Source organism: Pleurocapsa minor HA4230-MV1, assembly GCA_019359095.1.
In the GTDB taxonomy this organism is placed as follows: Bacteria; Cyanobacteriota; Cyanobacteriia; order Cyanobacteriales; family Xenococcaceae; genus Waterburya; species Waterburya minor.
The window spans coordinates 1-16008 of sequence record JAHHHZ010000007.1 but is presented as its reverse complement, the minus strand read 5'-3'; the positions used below and the strand labels follow the sequence as shown (position 1 = coordinate 16008).

Genomic DNA, 16008 nt, shown 5'->3' with positions numbered 1-16008 from the left:
TTTCAGCGAACGACAGGGGCTAAAATAGCGCAACGGGGCATATCCCCTTATACACAATAGGAGTTTATTTCAATGATCACAGGTGAGATTAAATCCAAGGTAGATAAACTTTGGACGACTTTTTGGAATAACGGTATCAGCAACCCCCTGTCTGTGATCGAACAAATATCCTATTTGCTGTTCATTAAAAGGCTCGACGATCTGGAGTTAGCCAAGGAACGGAGAGCCCAGCGACTAGGGCAGCCAGTTGAGAATCCTATTTTCTCAGAAGAGCAACAGCGATCGCGCTGGTCGCATTTTAAGAACCTCACCGATGCCGAGGAAATGCTTAAGATCGTCCGCGATGAGGCTTTCCCCTTTATTAAAAACCTTGGTGGTACAGTAGTAGAAACCGCCTATGCCCGACACATGAAAGATGCGGTGTTTTTGATTGCCAACCCTGCCCTGTTAACCAATGTGGTTACGCAAATCGAGCAGATTCCGATGGAAGATCGCGATACCAAGGGCGACCTTTACGAATATATGCTTTCCAAGCTCACTACCGCAGGAACAAACGGACAGTTTAGAACCCCCCGCCACATTATTAAGATGATCGTGGACTTGATGAACCCAGGAGCAAGAGAAATTATTTGTGACCCTGCCTGTGGTACGGGTGGTTTTTTAGTGGCTGCTGCTGAGTATTTACGAGACTTGAAAGACTCCGACGGCAATTTAGTTTTAAATGCCCCAGGCAACCGCGAGCATTTCAATAGTGATATGTTTCATGGGTTTGATTTCGACGGAACGATGCTACGAATTGGCAGTATGAACCTGATGCTGCACGGGATTGAAGATCCTAAGATTGAGGCAAGAGATTCCCTGGCAGATGCTTATTCAGAAATAAAAGAAGCCTTCACCATGATTCTGGCAAACCCGCCGTTTAAGGGTTCGGTAGAAAAATCGACGATCGCCAAGGACTTAACCAAAGTTATCTCTACTACTAAAACCGAACTACTATTTTTACCGCTATTCCTGCGACTACTAAAAATTGGGGGACGTTCGGCTGTCATTGTTCCCGATGGGGTTTTGTTTGGTTCTTCCAATGCACATAAATCGATCCGTAAAACTCTGATCGAGAATCATAAACTAGATGGGGTGATTTCTATGCCGTCGGGGGTATTTAAACCCTATGCAGGAGTTTCCACGGCAGTTATTATCTTTACCAAGGTTGGAGTAGAAAAAGACGGTACAGATTATGTGTGGTTCTATGATATGAAAGCCGATGGGTTATCCCTGGATGATAAACGACAGCCGATTGAAGAAAATGATATTCCCGATTTACTGGATAAATGGCACAACCGCGATCCGAAGCAGAAGACAAATCGTAAATCCAAGGCGTTTTTTGTTCCTAAGAAAGAGATTAAGGATAACGGCTACGATCTTTCAATTAACCGCTACAAAGAGATTGAGTATGAAGAAGTGAAATACGAACCGCCCAAGGTAATTTTAGGTAAACTGCGATCGCTCGAAGCAGAAATAAGTTCTGACCTCGATGCACTAGAGAAGATGTTGGGGTAATGACGAAAGAAGAAGTCTGGCAAAAGGTTAGTCAAATTGTTGCTGATTACCCTCTTCTAGAATGCGCGCGTTGTGCTGCTTCGGTTATGCAATGGTTACAAGATAATGGAATAGAGGGCAAAATCTTGAGATTGAGAACCAAAAGACGCAGTGAAGTTTTTATTATAAGCGATCGCTATGGAGGCAATGAATCGATTACCGAAAATGGTACTCATTATGGTGTAGAGGTCTACGGGCTAGTATTTGACAATTTATCTACAGAGGGTTTATCGAGAGATGCTTGGACAAAAGATTTTCACTCTCGCAGCGATAAGTTTGTTATAGATGAATTAACTTCTTTGTAATTTACGATAATAGGAAAATTTTTATGATCGATTTATTTGAAGTCTTACAGAAAATAGAAAAATCTCCAGGGATGTATATCGGTCGTCCTTCAGTCAGCGATTTATTTATGTTTATTGTTGGCTATGAATTTGCTCGTAGCGAAATGGATCTTGAATTAAGCGAAGCTGAAAATAAGTTTTATGAAGAATTTCAACCTTGGTTACAAAAAAAGCTAGGGGTCAAGTCAGTTACTTCCTGGGCTAAGTTAATCATGCTTTCTTGTCACGATGAAAAAATTGGGTTTGAATCTTTTTATCGGTTGCTAGCTGAGTTTAGACAAAGTGATGAGTTATTAGCTAAAGAATCAAATCTAGAAGTGAAAGTATAGCGATGTCAGTTAAATACGAATTGATCATTTATTGGAGCGAGTCAGACCAAGCTTTTATCGTGGAAGTGCCAGAATTACCTGGATGTATGGCAGATGGTCAAACCTATGTCGAAGCGGTAACTAATGCCGAGGTGGTGATACAAGAATGGATTGAAACCGCTCAAGAATTAGGGCGCGATATTCCTACTCCAAAAGGGCTAGTTAACAGTTAGTTAAATGCTAACCATTGCTCACCTTTTTTAACTTTCGCTTCAAGCCACGAATCCAAGTTCTAACAGCATCAGATTGAGTAATTTCTTTTTGTTTACAGTATGCGTCTAAGACCGCTTTATCTTCATCTGAAATTCTTATATCTAGTCTTTTCATCTGCTGTAATATTGCTGTACAATATTACTATGTTACTAGGATTCAAGACTAAGCTCAAACTTAATAACAAGCAGCGAACACAAATGGCAAAACACGCTGGTGTGGCTCGTCATGCTTGGAATTGGGGGTTGCGCTTAACCAAGCAAATCTTAGATAACAATCGAGATAATCCAAAGGAAAAAATTAAGTTTCCATCTGCTATCGATCTACATAAATGGTTGGTGACAATGGTAAAACCTGAGTATCCTTGGTACTACGAATCATCTAAGTGTGCGCCCCAATTTGCTTTAAAGCAGCTAAGAGAAGCATGGGCTAGAGCGTTCAAGAAAGTATCAAAACCGCCGAGATTTAAAAAGAAAGGACGCAACGATAGCTTTACCTTAGATGGCACAATTAAAGTAGTTGACCATTTCAAGGTTCAGCTACCGAAAATTGGTGTAGTCAAGACATACGAACGTTTGCCTTATGGTTATAAGCCTAAGTCAGTAACTGTAACTCGTAAAGCAGACAGTTGGTATATTTCTTACAAGATTGAAGTCGAACCAGAATCGACTTTTAAATCAGTAGACGTTGTAGGGGTCGATCTAGGAGTCAAAACCCTGGCTTATCTGAGTACGGGCTTTTCTTTCAATAGCCCGATGCCATATCGCTGTTACTTCAAAAGACTTGCTCGACTTCAATGGTTAAACCGAAATAAGAAAATTGGTTCTAACAATTGGAAGCGCGCCCAATTAAAAATAGCCAAGCTACACGCTAAAATAGCCAACATCCGCAAAGATACGCTTCACAAACTCACTACTTATCTAGCCAAGAACCACAGCCAGATAGTAATCGAGGATTTAAATGTGTCGGGAATGTTAAAAAATGGCAAGTTAGCTAAGGCTATTGCTGACATGGGATTCTACGAGTTCAGAAGACAATTAGAATACAAGTGTCAACTGTATGGCAGCAAGTTAATTATTGCAGATCGCTGGTTTCCTTCGAGCAAAACTTGTAGTAATTGCAATTGGCATAACCCAGAGCTAAAGCTATCCAATCGATGGTTTCTATGTGTTGGCTGTGGTTCTTTTATCGACCGAGATTGGAACGCCAGCATAAATCTAAGTAGGTGGAGTCACCGCCAAACTCAAGCTTGTGGATAGGAAGTCGCCGACGACCCTAGTTGAAGCAAGAATTTTTCAATTTGTTAGCAAATGTTAGTAAAAAATGAACGGAGGTTGCTTTATGCTTAGGAGGAAATGTTGGGATGAAATTAAAAGAACAAAAAACTAACTGGAAATATCCTCAGATGGGGGAAGTTTGCAACTTTATTGGTGGAAGTCAACCACCAAAAAGTGAATTTATTTTTGAACCTAAAGAGGGTTATGTAAGATTACTGCAAATACGAGACTACAAGTCTGATAAAAATATAACGTATATTTCACAGCAAAAAGCTCGTAGATTTTGTAGTAAAGATGACATCATGATTGGTCGTTATGGACCACCTTTATTTCAAATCCTAAGAGGATTAGAGGGAGCTTATAATGTTGCATTGATGAAAGCTTCGCCTAAAAACGCAAACATTTTAGATAGAGAATATTTATATTATTTTCTTAAAAACGAAAGGTTATTTAATTATGTTGTTTCTAACTCTGAGAGAACAGCAGGTCAAGATGGCGTAAAAAAAGAGTTGCTTGAAACATATCAAATCCCCCTTCCTCCCCTCGAAGAACAAAAGCGCATAGCTGCGATACTGGATAAAGCTGATGCTATTCGACGGAAGCGAAAAGAAGCGATCGCCCTAACCGAAGAACTCTTGCGATCGACCTTCCTCGATATGTTTGGCGATCCTGTTACTAACCCGAAAGGGTGGAAAGTGGTTAAGTTTGAGGAAATATTTGAAAGTATAAGATATGGAACTAGCACCCCGCCTATTTTTGAGGATAAAGGCATTCCCTTTGTTAGAGCTACGAACATTAAAAACGGCACGATTGTGACAAATGACTTAAGGTTTATTAGTTCGGTAGAGGCGAGAAAAATTGAAAAATGCAAGCTTAAATATGGAGATATTGTCATTGTCAGAAGTGGTGTAAACTCTGGCGATAGTGCTTTTATTTCAAAAGAGTATGAAAATGCGTATGCTGGCTACGATATGATTATCGACATCAGCCCATCGCTTTCTATTTTTTACAATTACCTAATAAACGATAATTCAGGAAAGCAAATGATCGAACCTCTTACAAGGAGAGCAGGTCAACCACATCTGAATGCAGATCAAGTCAGAAATCTTGAATTTATTCTGCCTCCTCAAAATCTAATTATTGATTTCAATGAAGTCTTTGATATTTACAACTTAGAAAAACAAAAACTGGATATATCGTTAGGTTATTTAGATAATCTTTTCAACTCGTTGCTGCAAAAAGCCTTTCGTGGGGAACTATAAAAACTTATCTTAAAATATGCCTCCTTTAATTGAAGCAATACAGGAGAAGATAAAAGCTTTACTCAAAGAATAAATCAATCATGAACTCAGAATATCAAGAAACACTAATTGAAACCAAAGTAACTTATTCATTAAAAATTAATGGTCAATTTTTCCTGATTGAAAACGTTCCCGCAAGAGTTAATCTAGAAACAGACGAACAATTCTTTGCTCCTGCTACTGTAGAACGCATTCAAGAGATTATCGCTCGGCAACAGCAACCAAGTCACTTTATCAAAACCCCTGTTTATGATTTTGTAGCTTAGTTTGGATAGAGTAAAGGAGTGACTTGGTTGCCACAAGAAAAAGAAGTTGTTTGATTGTATTTCGGGAACTCTAAGACAAGAGTTGATTGAGCAAGTATATGGCATCCAATTTTGATTTTCTTAAAGAGCAGTTTCCAGAACTTTATACCCATGCTACCCATGCCGAAAGCATGGCATATTCTGCTCCCCGTACCAGTTGCTTCTATGCTCGATTTACCTTAGAACAGGCGGTTCTCTGGCTTTACAATAACGATACCTACCTGAAACTTCCCTACGATGATAATCTCGGCGCGTTAATCCACGAACAAACCTTTAAGGACAATCTCAAACCTGGACTATTCCCCAAGATTCGGACAATTCAGAAGGTCGGTAACTTAGCAGCTCACAGTTCCAGCCAGATTACCTCTAGAGATTCTCTCCGCATCGTTGAGGATTTATTTCACTTTCTCTACTGGCTCTATCGCTTCTATTCCCCCAACGGGAAAAACTTACCTGTCATTTCCTTTAATCGCGAACATATCCCACAACCCGAAGCACAAAGGGATATGTCTAGGGAGCAGTTGGCAGAGTTAGAAGCCAAGCTGTCTCAAGCAGACGAGATGAAGCAAATTGCTTTAAATAGGCAGCAGCAGACAGAAAGCGAACTCAACGCCCTCAAACAAGAGATAGCTGCCTTAAAACAGCAAAATGAGGCGGTAGCAGATACCCACGATTACCACGAAGCCGACACCCGCCGTTACTTACTCGATATCCTCCTCCAAGAAGCTGGTTGGAAGCTTGAGTCTCCCGATACGACGGAGTATGAAGTTGAAGGAATGCCCAACAGTGCGGGTAAGGGGTACGTTGATTACGTTCTTTGGGGTGATGATGGTAAACCTTTAGGACTCATCGAAGCCAAACGAACCAGTAGCAATCCCACCAAGGGCAAGCAGCAAGCCAAACTCTATGCCGACTGTTTAGAACAGAAATTCGGGCAGCGACCAGTTATTTTTTACTCTAATGGTTACAATCACTGGATTTGGGATGATGTTACCTATCCCCCAAGAGAAATTCACGGCTTTCTTCAGAAAGAAGAACTGGAACGAATTATTTTTCGCCGTAGCAACCGTAAAAACCTGGATTTGGTAATTCCCAAACGGGAGATAGCAGGACGGACATACCAACTAGAAGCACTCAAACGGATTACCGAAAGTTTCGACCGTCAAAACGCCCGTAAATCTTTGCTGGTCATGGCAACAGGGACGGGCAAAACCAGAACCGCTATTTCTCTGGTTGACCTGTTAATGCGGGGTAATTGGGTCAAACGAGTGCTTTTTCTAGCAGATCGTAATTCTCTGGTCAATCAAACCTTCCGTAATTTCAAAACCCACCTACCTCTTGTTACCCCCGTCAATCTCCTAGAAGATAAAAAAACCAAAGATAAAAACTGGGGCAGTGCTAACGTGGTGTTATCTACCTACCCCACGATGTTTAATCGCATTAACAAAGGAGACTTTAGCCCAGGCTATTTCGATCTGGTAATCGTAGATGAAGCACACCGAGGTATTTATCAGAAATACCAAGCACTGTTTGAATATTTTGATAGCTTGCTGGTGGGACTTACCGCTACTCCTCGCTCGGAAGTTCACCGCGATACTTATAGAATCTTTGACTTAGAAGCTGGTGTTCCCACCTTTGCCTACGAACTAGAAGACGCGATCGCCGATGGTTATCTCGTTCCCTCTCAAGGTATTATCGTTCCCTTTAAGTTTCTGCGCCAGGGTATACGCTATGACCAACTAACCCCAGAAGAACAAGCAGAATATGAGGAGAGATTTGCCGATGAAGAAACGGGGCAAATTCCCGATGAAGTAAATGCAGCAGCCATTAACAGGTGGTTATTTAATCAAGATACGGTAGACCAAGCCCTAGAGTTGCTCATGTCCAAGGGTCTAAAAGTCGAAGGTGGTGACAGGTTGGGTAAAACCATTATCTTTGCTCGCAATCACGACCACGCAGAATTTATCGTGCAGCGTTTTGACCTCAATTATCCTAACTACAAGGGCAAGTTTGCCCAGGTAATTGACAGTCACAACAACTACGCTCAAAGTCTCCTCGATGACTTCTCAGAAGCGAGTAAAGAGCCGACCATTGCCGTGTCGGTTGATATGCTCGATACGGGGGTAGATGTTCCTGAAGTAGTTAATTTAGTGTTTTTTAAACCAGTCTACTCCAGAGTCAAATTCAATCAGATGATCGGTCGGGGTACGAGACTTTGCCCCGACTTATTTGGTGTGGGACAAGATAAGGAAAAATTCTCTATTTTTGACCTGTGTAGTAACTTCGACTATTTCAGCCAGGAAATAGCCGAAAAAGACCCCAAAATTGCCGAGAGTCTTTCAACTAAGCTCATTAAAGCTAGGTTGAAGCTGACTCAAGCTATCTCAGAAAAAGATACCACTTCAACCGAAAACCAAAAACTCAAGCAGTCGTTACTAGATGATTTACACCAGCACGTTTCTACGATGGAGAAACAGAACTTTCTGGTGAGAAAGCACCTTGAGCGAGTAGAAGAGTTTTCTAGTCGCGATCGCTGGAACGATCTGAGTCAAACCGATACGGTACAAATTGCTGAGACTCTAGCCACCCTCCCCAACGGATTACCAAAAGAAGATGAAGTTGCCAAACGCTTCGATCTTCTTTGTCTCAAGCTCCAATTAGCGGTACTCGATGGAGCCAGTGATTTTGTCGAACTGCGGGATAAAGTTAGAGATTTACTTTCGCGCCTGGAAGAAAAACAAACCATTCCGATGGTCAAAAAGCAGCTACCACTGATTCAAGAAGTACAGGCTGAAACCTGGTGGTCTGATGTTACTCTCAGCGAAATTGAATCTATCAGGCTTAAATTCCGTGATTTGGTCAAGTTTATCGATCGCACCGAGCAAACTATCGTCTACACCGATTTTAAGGATGAGTTGGGAGACGTGACTGAGGTTGATGTCCCCATTCAGCAGACGGGTTTTAGTCCCTATCAATACCGTAAAAAGGTAGAGGCTTATATTAGAGAACATGAAGATCATATCGCTATTTATAAGTTAAAACGCAACGAACCTCTAACAGAGCAAGATTTAGACGAATTAGAGTCAATGTTATTTTCAGCCGAGGAAATTGAAAGTAAAGAGCGATTTGAATCAGTTTACGGCAGAGATCTGAGCTTAAAGCTGTTTATCCGCCAGATAGTCGGGTTAGATCGCAATGCAGCTAAGACTGCCTTTGCCAAGTACCTAGAGGGTGGTAATTTTAATGCCAATCAAATTCGCTTTGTCGAGAATATTATCGATTACCTGACTCAAAACGGCGTGATGAATCCAGGTTTACTCTATGAATCTCCCTTTACCGATCTTCATAGCAGTGGGTTAGATGGGCTATTTAACGACAATCGAGCCGATGAAATTGTCACTTTGGTGCGCTCGTTTAATGAAACTGTCGATAGTTCTTTTAGAGGAGTTGCTTGATTTGACCTTCTGCCCAGTTGCTCAATCATCACTCTCGAAGATCGACATTATATAACCATTTCGATCTGCTCGATAATTTTGTTGGGCAAATTCTAACGCTTCTACTTTCTCCTCAAACTGTTTGACAGTAATAAACTGTTGTTCCCCCAGACTGTAACTAAGACGAGGTACTTTGACCGCAAAGCCATTATCCTCATGAAAAATTAGACACAGATAACCAGATTCGGCTTCCCAAACTTTGTTGGCAAAACTAACTGCCATTTCCCGATTGTGGAAGCTTTTTACCGTAATCCATGGTTTTAGTGGGTCGGGGTTGGGAATCTCAATTAAATACTGTATTGTGACTTTCCTTGTTTAATGTTCACCAAATTATTATTTTAGTCAAATTAATATGGTTTTGTGTGATTCGTTGGTGTAACGAAGTAGAAATTATCTACGAATACATCGCACCTAGAAACTGGGTTTATACTCAGTTAGGTCAAAAGGGAAAGGTCGAGAAGGTAAACCCACAGGGCGCAATCTCGTAATCAATTTAGTGAACAACATATTTACACATTTGGGCAGCTTTTGTCTCGAACATGATACAAGTCAACATTGTTGGAGTTTGCTTCTTACCAGTCCTCGACCACTGTGGAAACGCAAATTCGTCAAGTCCAATTATCATGGCAGTTTTGACTGCACAAGGCAGTGACAGCAGGCTCCGCCTTTTAAAGGCAACTGTAAAGTTCTTTTCAACGAGTACAAAGATGTGAATCTAAAGGCGAAGTTGATTCTACAGCTACAAAAAATTGTCTTCCATCAGGTAAAGTTTTAATCGCATTAGCTTCGACAATTGGGTCGCCTGGTTTCCAATCAACGGGGGTTATCCGCGAACTTTTTTTGACCTGTTGATTTGGGTTTAGATTGTCTAAATTAGCCAGACCATCATCATAAGAATAATTATAAGGACTTGGGGGTAATCCAAAGCCTGTATCGATTACTCGAACTTTCTCAAAATGGCTATTCAAACAACTAGCTTCACGTATTTCCTCTCCAGCGATCGCTTTAATGTCTTCGGCTGCTATGACAGTATCCTCCTCGGTATTGGTTTCAGGAGAGTTAATCGTAACTGTTCCATCAATGCCCAATTCAGACGAGGCAGTAATATCGCTAAAGGGACTCAACTGGTTACGAGAGTCTAAACCAATGATATAACTTGATTCGATCTCGATATTACCTCCATTCCCCGCAACTGCATTGGCAGTAATATCGCTATTATCTAAGCCAGCTAGAACATCAGAATCAATACTAATGTTGCCACCGTTTCCTGCTCCTCCAGCAGAAGCCGTAACATTTGATTGATTTGAAAGTATCAGGTTATCTGCGCCTATAATAATGTTTCCTCCCCGATCTCCTTGGACAGAAGTAGCCTGTATTTTGCCAAAATTATCTAAATTAATTGAATCTGACAAAATCGTTAAATTGCCCCCATTAGTCTTTAGAGAGGCTGTATTAATTTTGCTTACCCTTTCCGAAGCTACTGGATCTAAAGCAAAACGATCTACTCCAGAAATTTCTATTTCTTGTGCATTGATGTTAATGTTGCCAGCATCACCAGAACCTAAGCTAATAGCTCTGATAATTGAGCCATCTAATATTTTTAAGGAATTGGTAATGATGCTGATATCACCACCATTACCGAATGAGTTTAGCCGTGTAGAAGTAGATATTCCTCCTGCAAAATCAGCAAAATTACCTCTGGTTCCACGTAGCTCAATATTTTCCGCTACAATCTTAATATTTTCTGCATCTCCAGCCGCAGTCTCGGCTGTGATTGCCCCACCGTCATATATTTTCAACTGTTTGGCATTAATTTTAATACTGCCTGGAACACCAACGCCTTTTTCATTGAAAGAGCTGCTGGTAATATCTGCATTAACAATGTTTAATTCCTGAGTTTCGATATTTACGCTTCCTCCCTTCCCAGGGTTTTTCCCAGGAGAAACAGATATTCCCGTTCTGGTTCTAATAGGATTTGAAGTAGAAGAACCATTAACTTTACCGTTAAGAAAAATTTGTTTGGCTTTCAAATTAAGCTCTCCTCCTGCTCCAGCGCTAAATGTATCTGCTTTAACCCTTCCACCGTTTTCTACTCGCAACACAGAAGTGAAAATATCAAGGTTGCCACTATTGCCATTGGAATTTATACCTGTACTTGAATTAATAACTGAAGTAATCAATCCGTCATTATTAACTCCTGCAACCAAAATATCTTCAGCATCAATGTTGATGTTTCCTGCCGTACCTTTAAAATTAGAAAAGCTAACGGTACGAATTTCACCTGCGTCTAAAACTCGCATCTTTTTGGCGCTAATATTTATTTCACCGCCAGTACTAATTTGATTGCTTGAAGATGTTACTAAATCAGCTCCAATTAAACTAACATTGTAAAAATTGCTTTTGCCTTGGAAAGTAGAAAAGTTGGTATTAGAGTTTTTATTGAAAGATACGTTAATTATGTTGTTTTCCGAACTTCCTTTAACTTCTAATAAATTTGTCGCATACAAATCTATAGAATTATTAGAAGATAGACTGGTATTAGACAAAACTACCGAACCTCGATCGAGAATAATATTTTTGCCAGCTAAAGTAACGTTCCCCGCCGTCTCATCGCTAGCGTCTATATAGGCAGCATTCTGCAAATTAATGTCTCTAAATTGCGATACATTAACAAAATTTGATTTAAACCAGTTTTCGTCTCGTACCAATTTTATAATTTGATTCTCACCAGCACTAACAACCTCAATATCTCCACCGTTAAAAGTCTGCAACCCTCCACCATTAAAATTGATGTTTCCGCCAAATAAAGAAATGTTTTTACCTGAGTCTACCTTGAGTCCAGAAGTATAGTTTCCAGAGATTACTTTAAATGAAGGTATTTCAACTCGCACATTATTTTGTAGACCATTAACCTCAATATCTCCAGGATTACTGCCCATACCCAATCCTATAGGCAGATTAATTGTCAACGTAGGTATATTGGGATTTGCGGCACTAAAGCGATCGCCATTGTCGAAATTTATTTCATCGGCAGTTGTCGCTAAAAACGAGCCATTCACATTAATTGCTGAATTCTCGCCAAAAATAATTCCATTAGGATTCATCAAAAATAAGTTGGCAGCACCATCAACTCCTAATGTGCCAAAAATCTCCGAGACATTTCCTCCTGTAACGCGAGAAAAAATATTTGCTATTCCTGCTGGATTGGCAAAATCTACACTTGCTCCTTCGCCTACGTTAAAATCGCTGAAGCTATGAAATAAATCATCGCCTCTAATCGCTCCCCCTTCAATGCGAGCGCGCAATTCGTCGATTGAATTAATTTGTGAGTTTTCAGCGCCTAATGTATTATCAGGGGTTATTTGTGCCAAAGTTTTGACAGGACACAAAATAGAAAATAGGCACAAAATCAAGAAGCTTTGAACAAATCTAGACATTACAACTAATAATTATTGTGGAAGAAACCGCTCGACATTGTGTGGAATTACAGTTAGATTACCACAATCTTGCGGAGCTATGGCCGCTTTGATGCTGTAGTCATAATCAATTTCTGGATGGAAATAAGAACTGTAAAAAATGGCGTTGGCAATTGAGGCGTAAGGTACTTTGGTAAGATCGGGGATAGCGTGACGGGAAATCATACAGACACGCTGATTGGGTAAAGTTTGATGCAAAAGTTCAAAGTTGACAGCATTTTTGTCTTTCATGTAGGTTTGAGGAGATATGAATTTTGGTCGAAGGTAACTGCTGTTAATTCTTGTACATACTATTGCCAGAAATAGCAAACAGGACAATCCTAAATATTTAGGTTTGAGTATAGTTTGATTTTGTAGGGATGATACCAAGGATAAATTAAACGAAACTAGCGTAATCATCCAAAACATGAAATAGCGTAACTCATGTGATTGAGGAAAATTGGCACAAAAAATTGAGGCTAACAAGACAATTATCAAAGCCATAGTTGCATTCCCTTTACTTTTGTCCTGGGATGTTAATTCGATTAATTTATTTAATCTTTGTTTCGTGGTAAAGAGAACGAGCAATAGTATGTTGCACACTACATATGCACCAAAGAAACCACCAGCACGGTCTAAAATTTTAGGATCGTTAGCGTAGTTGTACTGATCTGCTGTCCATTCAGGGGTATTAATTTCTAAGACGGAACGTAACCATTTTTGAGGTCGATTGCTTTGTTTGTATGTTGCGGGTGTGGCTCGATGATTCAAGACTATACCTGCGACTTCAACCTTAACAGGATATAGAGGATTACCATATAAAACTGTGTTTTTGATTGGTGTAGCAAAAATAAAAGTAGAAGCGATCGCCGTCACTAAAATAATCGAAATAGTTGGGCGCTGCCGAGATTGGAAGTTGGGAAAATATAACCAAGCTAGCCTAATTACAATTGCCCACCACAGCAAACCGATTAAGACGGTTAATTGAGGCTTGGTGTTGGCAGCTATCATTGCTCCCAAAAAAACAGCTAATAGTTCTCTTTTACTAGGCAGTGTTGCTTGGCTGTAAAAGCGATAGAGCATCATCACTACCACGGCAACTCCAATATTACCTGGAAGATCGACAAAGCTAGTTGCAGCATGGGTTAAAACAGCAGGAATCGCCAAAATAGCAATTGCTGATAGATAAAGAGGAACTTGGAAAAAACTGCGGAGAAAGAAAAAGTAGATGATTAAACTCAGATACCCAACTAAATTAGTTGATTGTACTCTGTCTGTTATTTTCCAAAATAAACCCTGAAAAAAATGCGCTAATAGAGGAAAACCGTCGTATCTGTATTCAACTAAATTTTCTGAAGAAAAAGAAGACTTAGGAATAATACCCCAAATCCTAGCAGCAAAGGGTAAGTGATACCAACCCACATCATAATTAGTGTCGACATCAATGATTGCTTTGAGAAAAATTGCACTACAGATAATGATGGCAATCGCACTTAAAAAAACTTCTAATTTACTAGCGTTAACTATTATTTTTTTCATCTATCTAATTAAACAGGGTAAGGTTTCCACATTCTGCGGTCAAATTTAAACTGGATAGGTGGTTCGAGTTCTACTTTAAATTGAGGATGTTCGGGATTTAAAAGATAATTATTTTCTACTGGCACGATGGCTGAAGGAACTTTAAGAATTGACGTTCGACGAGACGTTAACCAATCTTGACCTATTTTTGGGAGCAGAGAATAAGAAGCAACATCCTGCCAGTTTGGGGGTAAATCTTGAAGTTTGACTTCTTCAACTTTTAAGTTAGTCGGTAGATGAGCTTTTATTGCTACTAACGGAACGCGATCGCTTTCTAAATGGACAAAAATTTCTAGTGAAGCCAAAGCCAAACTTTCAGCCGTATAGATAATCCTGTGTCCTTGGAAGTGCCACCTACCTGGAACATACAAGCCACCCATACCTGAAAATGCACTCGATTGATATTTGGCCGCGCAAATACGCCAGACAAACATTAAGCAAATACTCCATAAGCAGCTTGCAATAGTATCTGTTCTACTTGTCTACAGCCAGAGTCTGTATCTAGTATTTCTAAAGGAGTTTTATTCTCTAAGGCTATTTTGGGAGTAGATAACCATCTTTGAGTCTCGATTTGGTCTTCAAATAACTCCTGGGCTTGGCGAACAATTTTGCTAAACCTGAGCCAGCGATCGACTAAATTAGGCTTGAGCAGGGGATTGCGTTTTTCGTAGCGAAACTGCGTACTTTCGGAAATGCCTAAAATATGGCGCATTTGTAATCTATTGAGTCGATACTCAGAAGCTAGCTGTTGAATTGAAGCATAGTTTATTTGTTCGGTCTTTGGTAATGATTGAGTCATGATTTTATCTGTCTCCAGCTATTTTCATCTGACATTATTCTACTATCAATTGATAGTTAGAGATTACTCCCATTGATATCTCAACAAAAGATCGATAATAGTTATCATTGAGCGCGTTGTGGTTGACTAAGATTCGTGAGGGGTTTAACAGAGGCAGGAGGTTTTACAGATATTGGTTGAGCAAAAGCGGGAAAACTTGGCGAAGAGCGCATGAAAGGAATTTGTTCGACAAAATTTAGAACGGCTTGAGGAGAGACGACCCCAGCATACATAGCAACCATTTCGCATTCTTCTAAAGAACAATCAAACTCCTTGAGCAAAGTGAGGATAGGAGCAGGGAGAAAGACAGTTCGACGCTGGTTCAACGAGTACCAGCCTTCTCTTCCAGACAGCAAATCTTCGCGACTGTAGATGGTAGGGTCGCCATGACGAAGGGAAATATTTAGCAACTTTTGTTCCGTATCCGATAAAGGTAGAGATAGCTGCCGATTTTTAGGGCGAAATTGAGGGGCGCGAAGACTATTTCTCGATCGTGGATAGCAAGAGCGATCGATTTTGAGGGGAGGGACAGGAGGTAAATAGAACAATAAGGGAACTGTCTCGCCCTTAATAGTACCTGCGCTGTAGCGGACATCTATCTGTAATGTCTCTTCCACACGAATTTTGCCTATTTTCGTAAGTTCCAAGCGAGTTTGATAATCAATGGTCGCAATTTGATTATTTGGCTGATTGAGACGAAATTCCCAAGCTAAATACACATCTCGATAGCCACAGGTGCGGTCGATTATTTTAGCTATTTTGCTTGGCTGTCGATCTTGCCAAAGATTTACAGTAGCTTTTTGCCGTTGATTAAGTCGAGGGTTAGTCATCGTTAAACTTCTACTTGCTGAGTGTTGTCTTCAGTTTTGAGCCAAGATTTTGTAGTCTGAATTAATTGCTTGATTTTGAGACTGACATCAATACCATTTTTAATAATTAGAGAGGCAAAGTTATCTGGAGTAGGCTGGACAAAACCATCAGTTATTACGGCAAAGAAACTTTGACCGTTAACGTTGGATGTAGCTGTTTTTGACCAAAAACATACCTAGATTTCTGGCAACAGAGAATTAGGCAACTCATCAAAATCGCGTTTAACAGCGTGGCAAAACTTTTTGGTTTGGTCTAAAGTCATGGTCGGTTCGGCCAGCCCCTTTTCCCAACGGCGGACAGTAGATACTGCTATACCGATCTCTCTGGCCAACTGTTCTTGAGTCAGATTAGCATTACGTCTTAATTTTTTCA

General features: G+C 40.2%; 16 protein-coding genes. 8 read left to right on the top strand and 8 right to left on the bottom strand.

Annotated features, from left to right (window positions below; all coding sequences use genetic code 11):
- Window positions 1-72: 72 nt before the first annotated feature.
- From KME09_01780 to KME09_01765, 4 genes are read left to right on the top strand one after another with little or no spacing between them, the layout of a single operon-like run.
- Window positions 73-1557 carry a type I restriction-modification system subunit M gene (locus KME09_01780; GenBank protein MBW4532645.1) on the top strand — a complete coding sequence of 495 codons (1485 nt, stop codon included), beginning with the start codon at window positions 73-75 and terminating at the stop codon, window positions 1555-1557.
- On the top strand, window positions 1557-1901 hold the full coding sequence (locus KME09_01775) for a hypothetical protein (protein MBW4532644.1): 345 nt from the start codon (window positions 1557-1559) through the stop codon (window positions 1899-1901). Before KME09_01780 ends, KME09_01775 begins: the two co-directional genes overlap by 1 nt.
- Window positions 1902-1924: 23 nt before the next feature.
- On the top strand, window positions 1925-2269 hold the full coding sequence (locus KME09_01770; GenBank protein ID MBW4532643.1) for a hypothetical protein: 345 nt from the start codon (window positions 1925-1927) through the stop codon (window positions 2267-2269).
- A gap of 2 nt (window positions 2270-2271) precedes the next feature.
- Window positions 2272-2481, top strand: coding sequence for a type II toxin-antitoxin system HicB family antitoxin (locus KME09_01765; protein MBW4532642.1), 210 nt, complete (start codon window positions 2272-2274; stop codon window positions 2479-2481).
- Between the two features lie 7 nt (window positions 2482-2488).
- Here the strand turns inward: KME09_01765 and KME09_01760 are convergent, their stop codons facing one another.
- Window positions 2489-2635 (bottom strand): hypothetical protein, encoded by a 147-nt coding sequence (locus tag KME09_01760; protein ID MBW4532641.1) that lies wholly within the window; start codon window positions 2633-2635, stop codon window positions 2489-2491.
- A 29-nt stretch (window positions 2636-2664) separates the two neighbouring features.
- Here KME09_01760 and KME09_01755 point away from each other — a divergent pair, with 29 nt between their 5' ends.
- From KME09_01755 to KME09_01740, 4 genes are all read left to right on the top strand, one after another.
- The gene (locus KME09_01755) at window positions 2665-3777 is read left to right on the top strand and encodes a transposase (protein ID MBW4532640.1); all 1113 of its coding nucleotides are present in this window, start codon (window positions 2665-2667) and stop codon (window positions 3775-3777) included.
- Between the two features lie 104 nt (window positions 3778-3881).
- Complete coding sequence (locus KME09_01750) at window positions 3882-5057, top strand: restriction endonuclease subunit S (GenBank protein MBW4532639.1); 1176 nt, start codon at window positions 3882-3884, stop codon at window positions 5055-5057.
- Between the two features lie 80 nt (window positions 5058-5137).
- Complete coding sequence (locus tag KME09_01745) at window positions 5138-5362, top strand: hypothetical protein (GenBank protein MBW4532638.1); 225 nt, start codon at window positions 5138-5140, stop codon at window positions 5360-5362.
- 98 nt (window positions 5363-5460) lie between these two features.
- The gene (locus tag KME09_01740) at window positions 5461-8856 is read left to right on the top strand and encodes a DEAD/DEAH box helicase family protein (protein ID MBW4532637.1); all 3396 of its coding nucleotides are present in this window, start codon (window positions 5461-5463) and stop codon (window positions 8854-8856) included.
- Window positions 8857-8877: 21 nt separating this feature from the next.
- On the opposite strand, the gene KME09_01735 is transcribed toward KME09_01740, so the two are convergent.
- From KME09_01735 to KME09_01705, 7 genes are all read right to left on the bottom strand, one after another.
- Window positions 8878-9117 carry a hypothetical protein gene (locus KME09_01735; GenBank protein MBW4532636.1) on the bottom strand — a complete coding sequence of 80 codons (240 nt, stop codon included), beginning with the start codon at window positions 9115-9117 and terminating at the stop codon, window positions 8878-8880.
- A gap of 470 nt (window positions 9118-9587) precedes the next feature.
- The gene (locus KME09_01730) at window positions 9588-12332 is read right to left on the bottom strand and encodes a filamentous hemagglutinin N-terminal domain-containing protein (protein ID MBW4532635.1); all 2745 of its coding nucleotides are present in this window, start codon (window positions 12330-12332) and stop codon (window positions 9588-9590) included.
- A gap of 12 nt (window positions 12333-12344) precedes the next feature.
- On the bottom strand, window positions 12345-13889 hold the full coding sequence (locus KME09_01725; GenBank protein MBW4532634.1) for a hypothetical protein: 1545 nt from the start codon (window positions 13887-13889) through the stop codon (window positions 12345-12347).
- Between the two features lie 8 nt (window positions 13890-13897).
- Window positions 13898-14362, bottom strand: coding sequence for an RES family NAD+ phosphorylase (locus KME09_01720; protein MBW4532633.1), 465 nt, complete (start codon window positions 14360-14362; stop codon window positions 13898-13900).
- Window positions 14362-14727 (bottom strand): DUF2384 domain-containing protein, encoded by a 366-nt coding sequence (locus KME09_01715; protein MBW4532632.1) that lies wholly within the window; start codon window positions 14725-14727, stop codon window positions 14362-14364. The genes KME09_01720 and KME09_01715 overlap by 1 nt, the downstream gene beginning before the upstream one ends.
- A 104-nt stretch (window positions 14728-14831) precedes the next feature.
- The gene (locus tag KME09_01710; protein MBW4532631.1) at window positions 14832-15596 is read right to left on the bottom strand and encodes a hypothetical protein; all 765 of its coding nucleotides are present in this window, start codon (window positions 15594-15596) and stop codon (window positions 14832-14834) included.
- 215 nt (window positions 15597-15811) lie between these two features.
- On the bottom strand, window positions 15812-16008 hold a 197-nt coding region (locus KME09_01705; protein MBW4532630.1), incomplete at its 5' end, for a helix-turn-helix transcriptional regulator.

Excerpts from the sequence above, each read along its gene's own strand:
- KME09_01735 (MBW4532636.1), bottom strand. The coding sequence starts at position 9,117 with ATGGCAGTTAGTTTTGCCAACAAAGTTTGGGAAGCCGAATCTGGTTAT.
- KME09_01765 (MBW4532642.1), top strand. The coding sequence starts at position 2,272 with ATGTCAGTTAAATACGAATTGATCATTTATTGGAGCGAGTCAGACCAA.
- KME09_01770 (MBW4532643.1), top strand. The coding sequence starts at position 1,925 with ATGATCGATTTATTTGAAGTCTTACAGAAAATAGAAAAATCTCCAGGG.
- KME09_01775 (MBW4532644.1), top strand. The coding sequence starts at position 1,557 with ATGACGAAAGAAGAAGTCTGGCAAAAGGTTAGTCAAATTGTTGCTGAT.
- KME09_01745 (MBW4532638.1), top strand. The coding sequence starts at position 5,138 with ATGAACTCAGAATATCAAGAAACACTAATTGAAACCAAAGTAACTTAT.
- KME09_01740 (MBW4532637.1), top strand. The coding sequence starts at position 5,461 with ATGGCATCCAATTTTGATTTTCTTAAAGAGCAGTTTCCAGAACTTTAT.
- KME09_01780 (MBW4532645.1), top strand. The coding sequence starts at position 73 with ATGATCACAGGTGAGATTAAATCCAAGGTAGATAAACTTTGGACGACT.
- KME09_01760 (MBW4532641.1), bottom strand. The coding sequence starts at position 2,635 with ATGAAAAGACTAGATATAAGAATTTCAGATGAAGATAAAGCGGTCTTA.
- KME09_01725 (MBW4532634.1), bottom strand. The coding sequence starts at position 13,889 with ATGAAAAAAATAATAGTTAACGCTAGTAAATTAGAAGTTTTTTTAAGT.
- KME09_01750 (MBW4532639.1), top strand. The coding sequence starts at position 3,882 with ATGAAATTAAAAGAACAAAAAACTAACTGGAAATATCCTCAGATGGGG.
- KME09_01730 (MBW4532635.1), bottom strand. The coding sequence starts at position 12,332 with ATGTCTAGATTTGTTCAAAGCTTCTTGATTTTGTGCCTATTTTCTATT.
- KME09_01755 (MBW4532640.1), top strand. The coding sequence starts at position 2,665 with ATGTTACTAGGATTCAAGACTAAGCTCAAACTTAATAACAAGCAGCGA.
- KME09_01720 (MBW4532633.1), bottom strand. The coding sequence starts at position 14,362 with ATGTTTGTCTGGCGTATTTGCGCGGCCAAATATCAATCGAGTGCATTT.
- KME09_01710 (MBW4532631.1), bottom strand. The coding sequence starts at position 15,596 with ATGACTAACCCTCGACTTAATCAACGGCAAAAAGCTACTGTAAATCTT.
- KME09_01715 (MBW4532632.1), bottom strand. The coding sequence starts at position 14,727 with ATGACTCAATCATTACCAAAGACCGAACAAATAAACTATGCTTCAATT.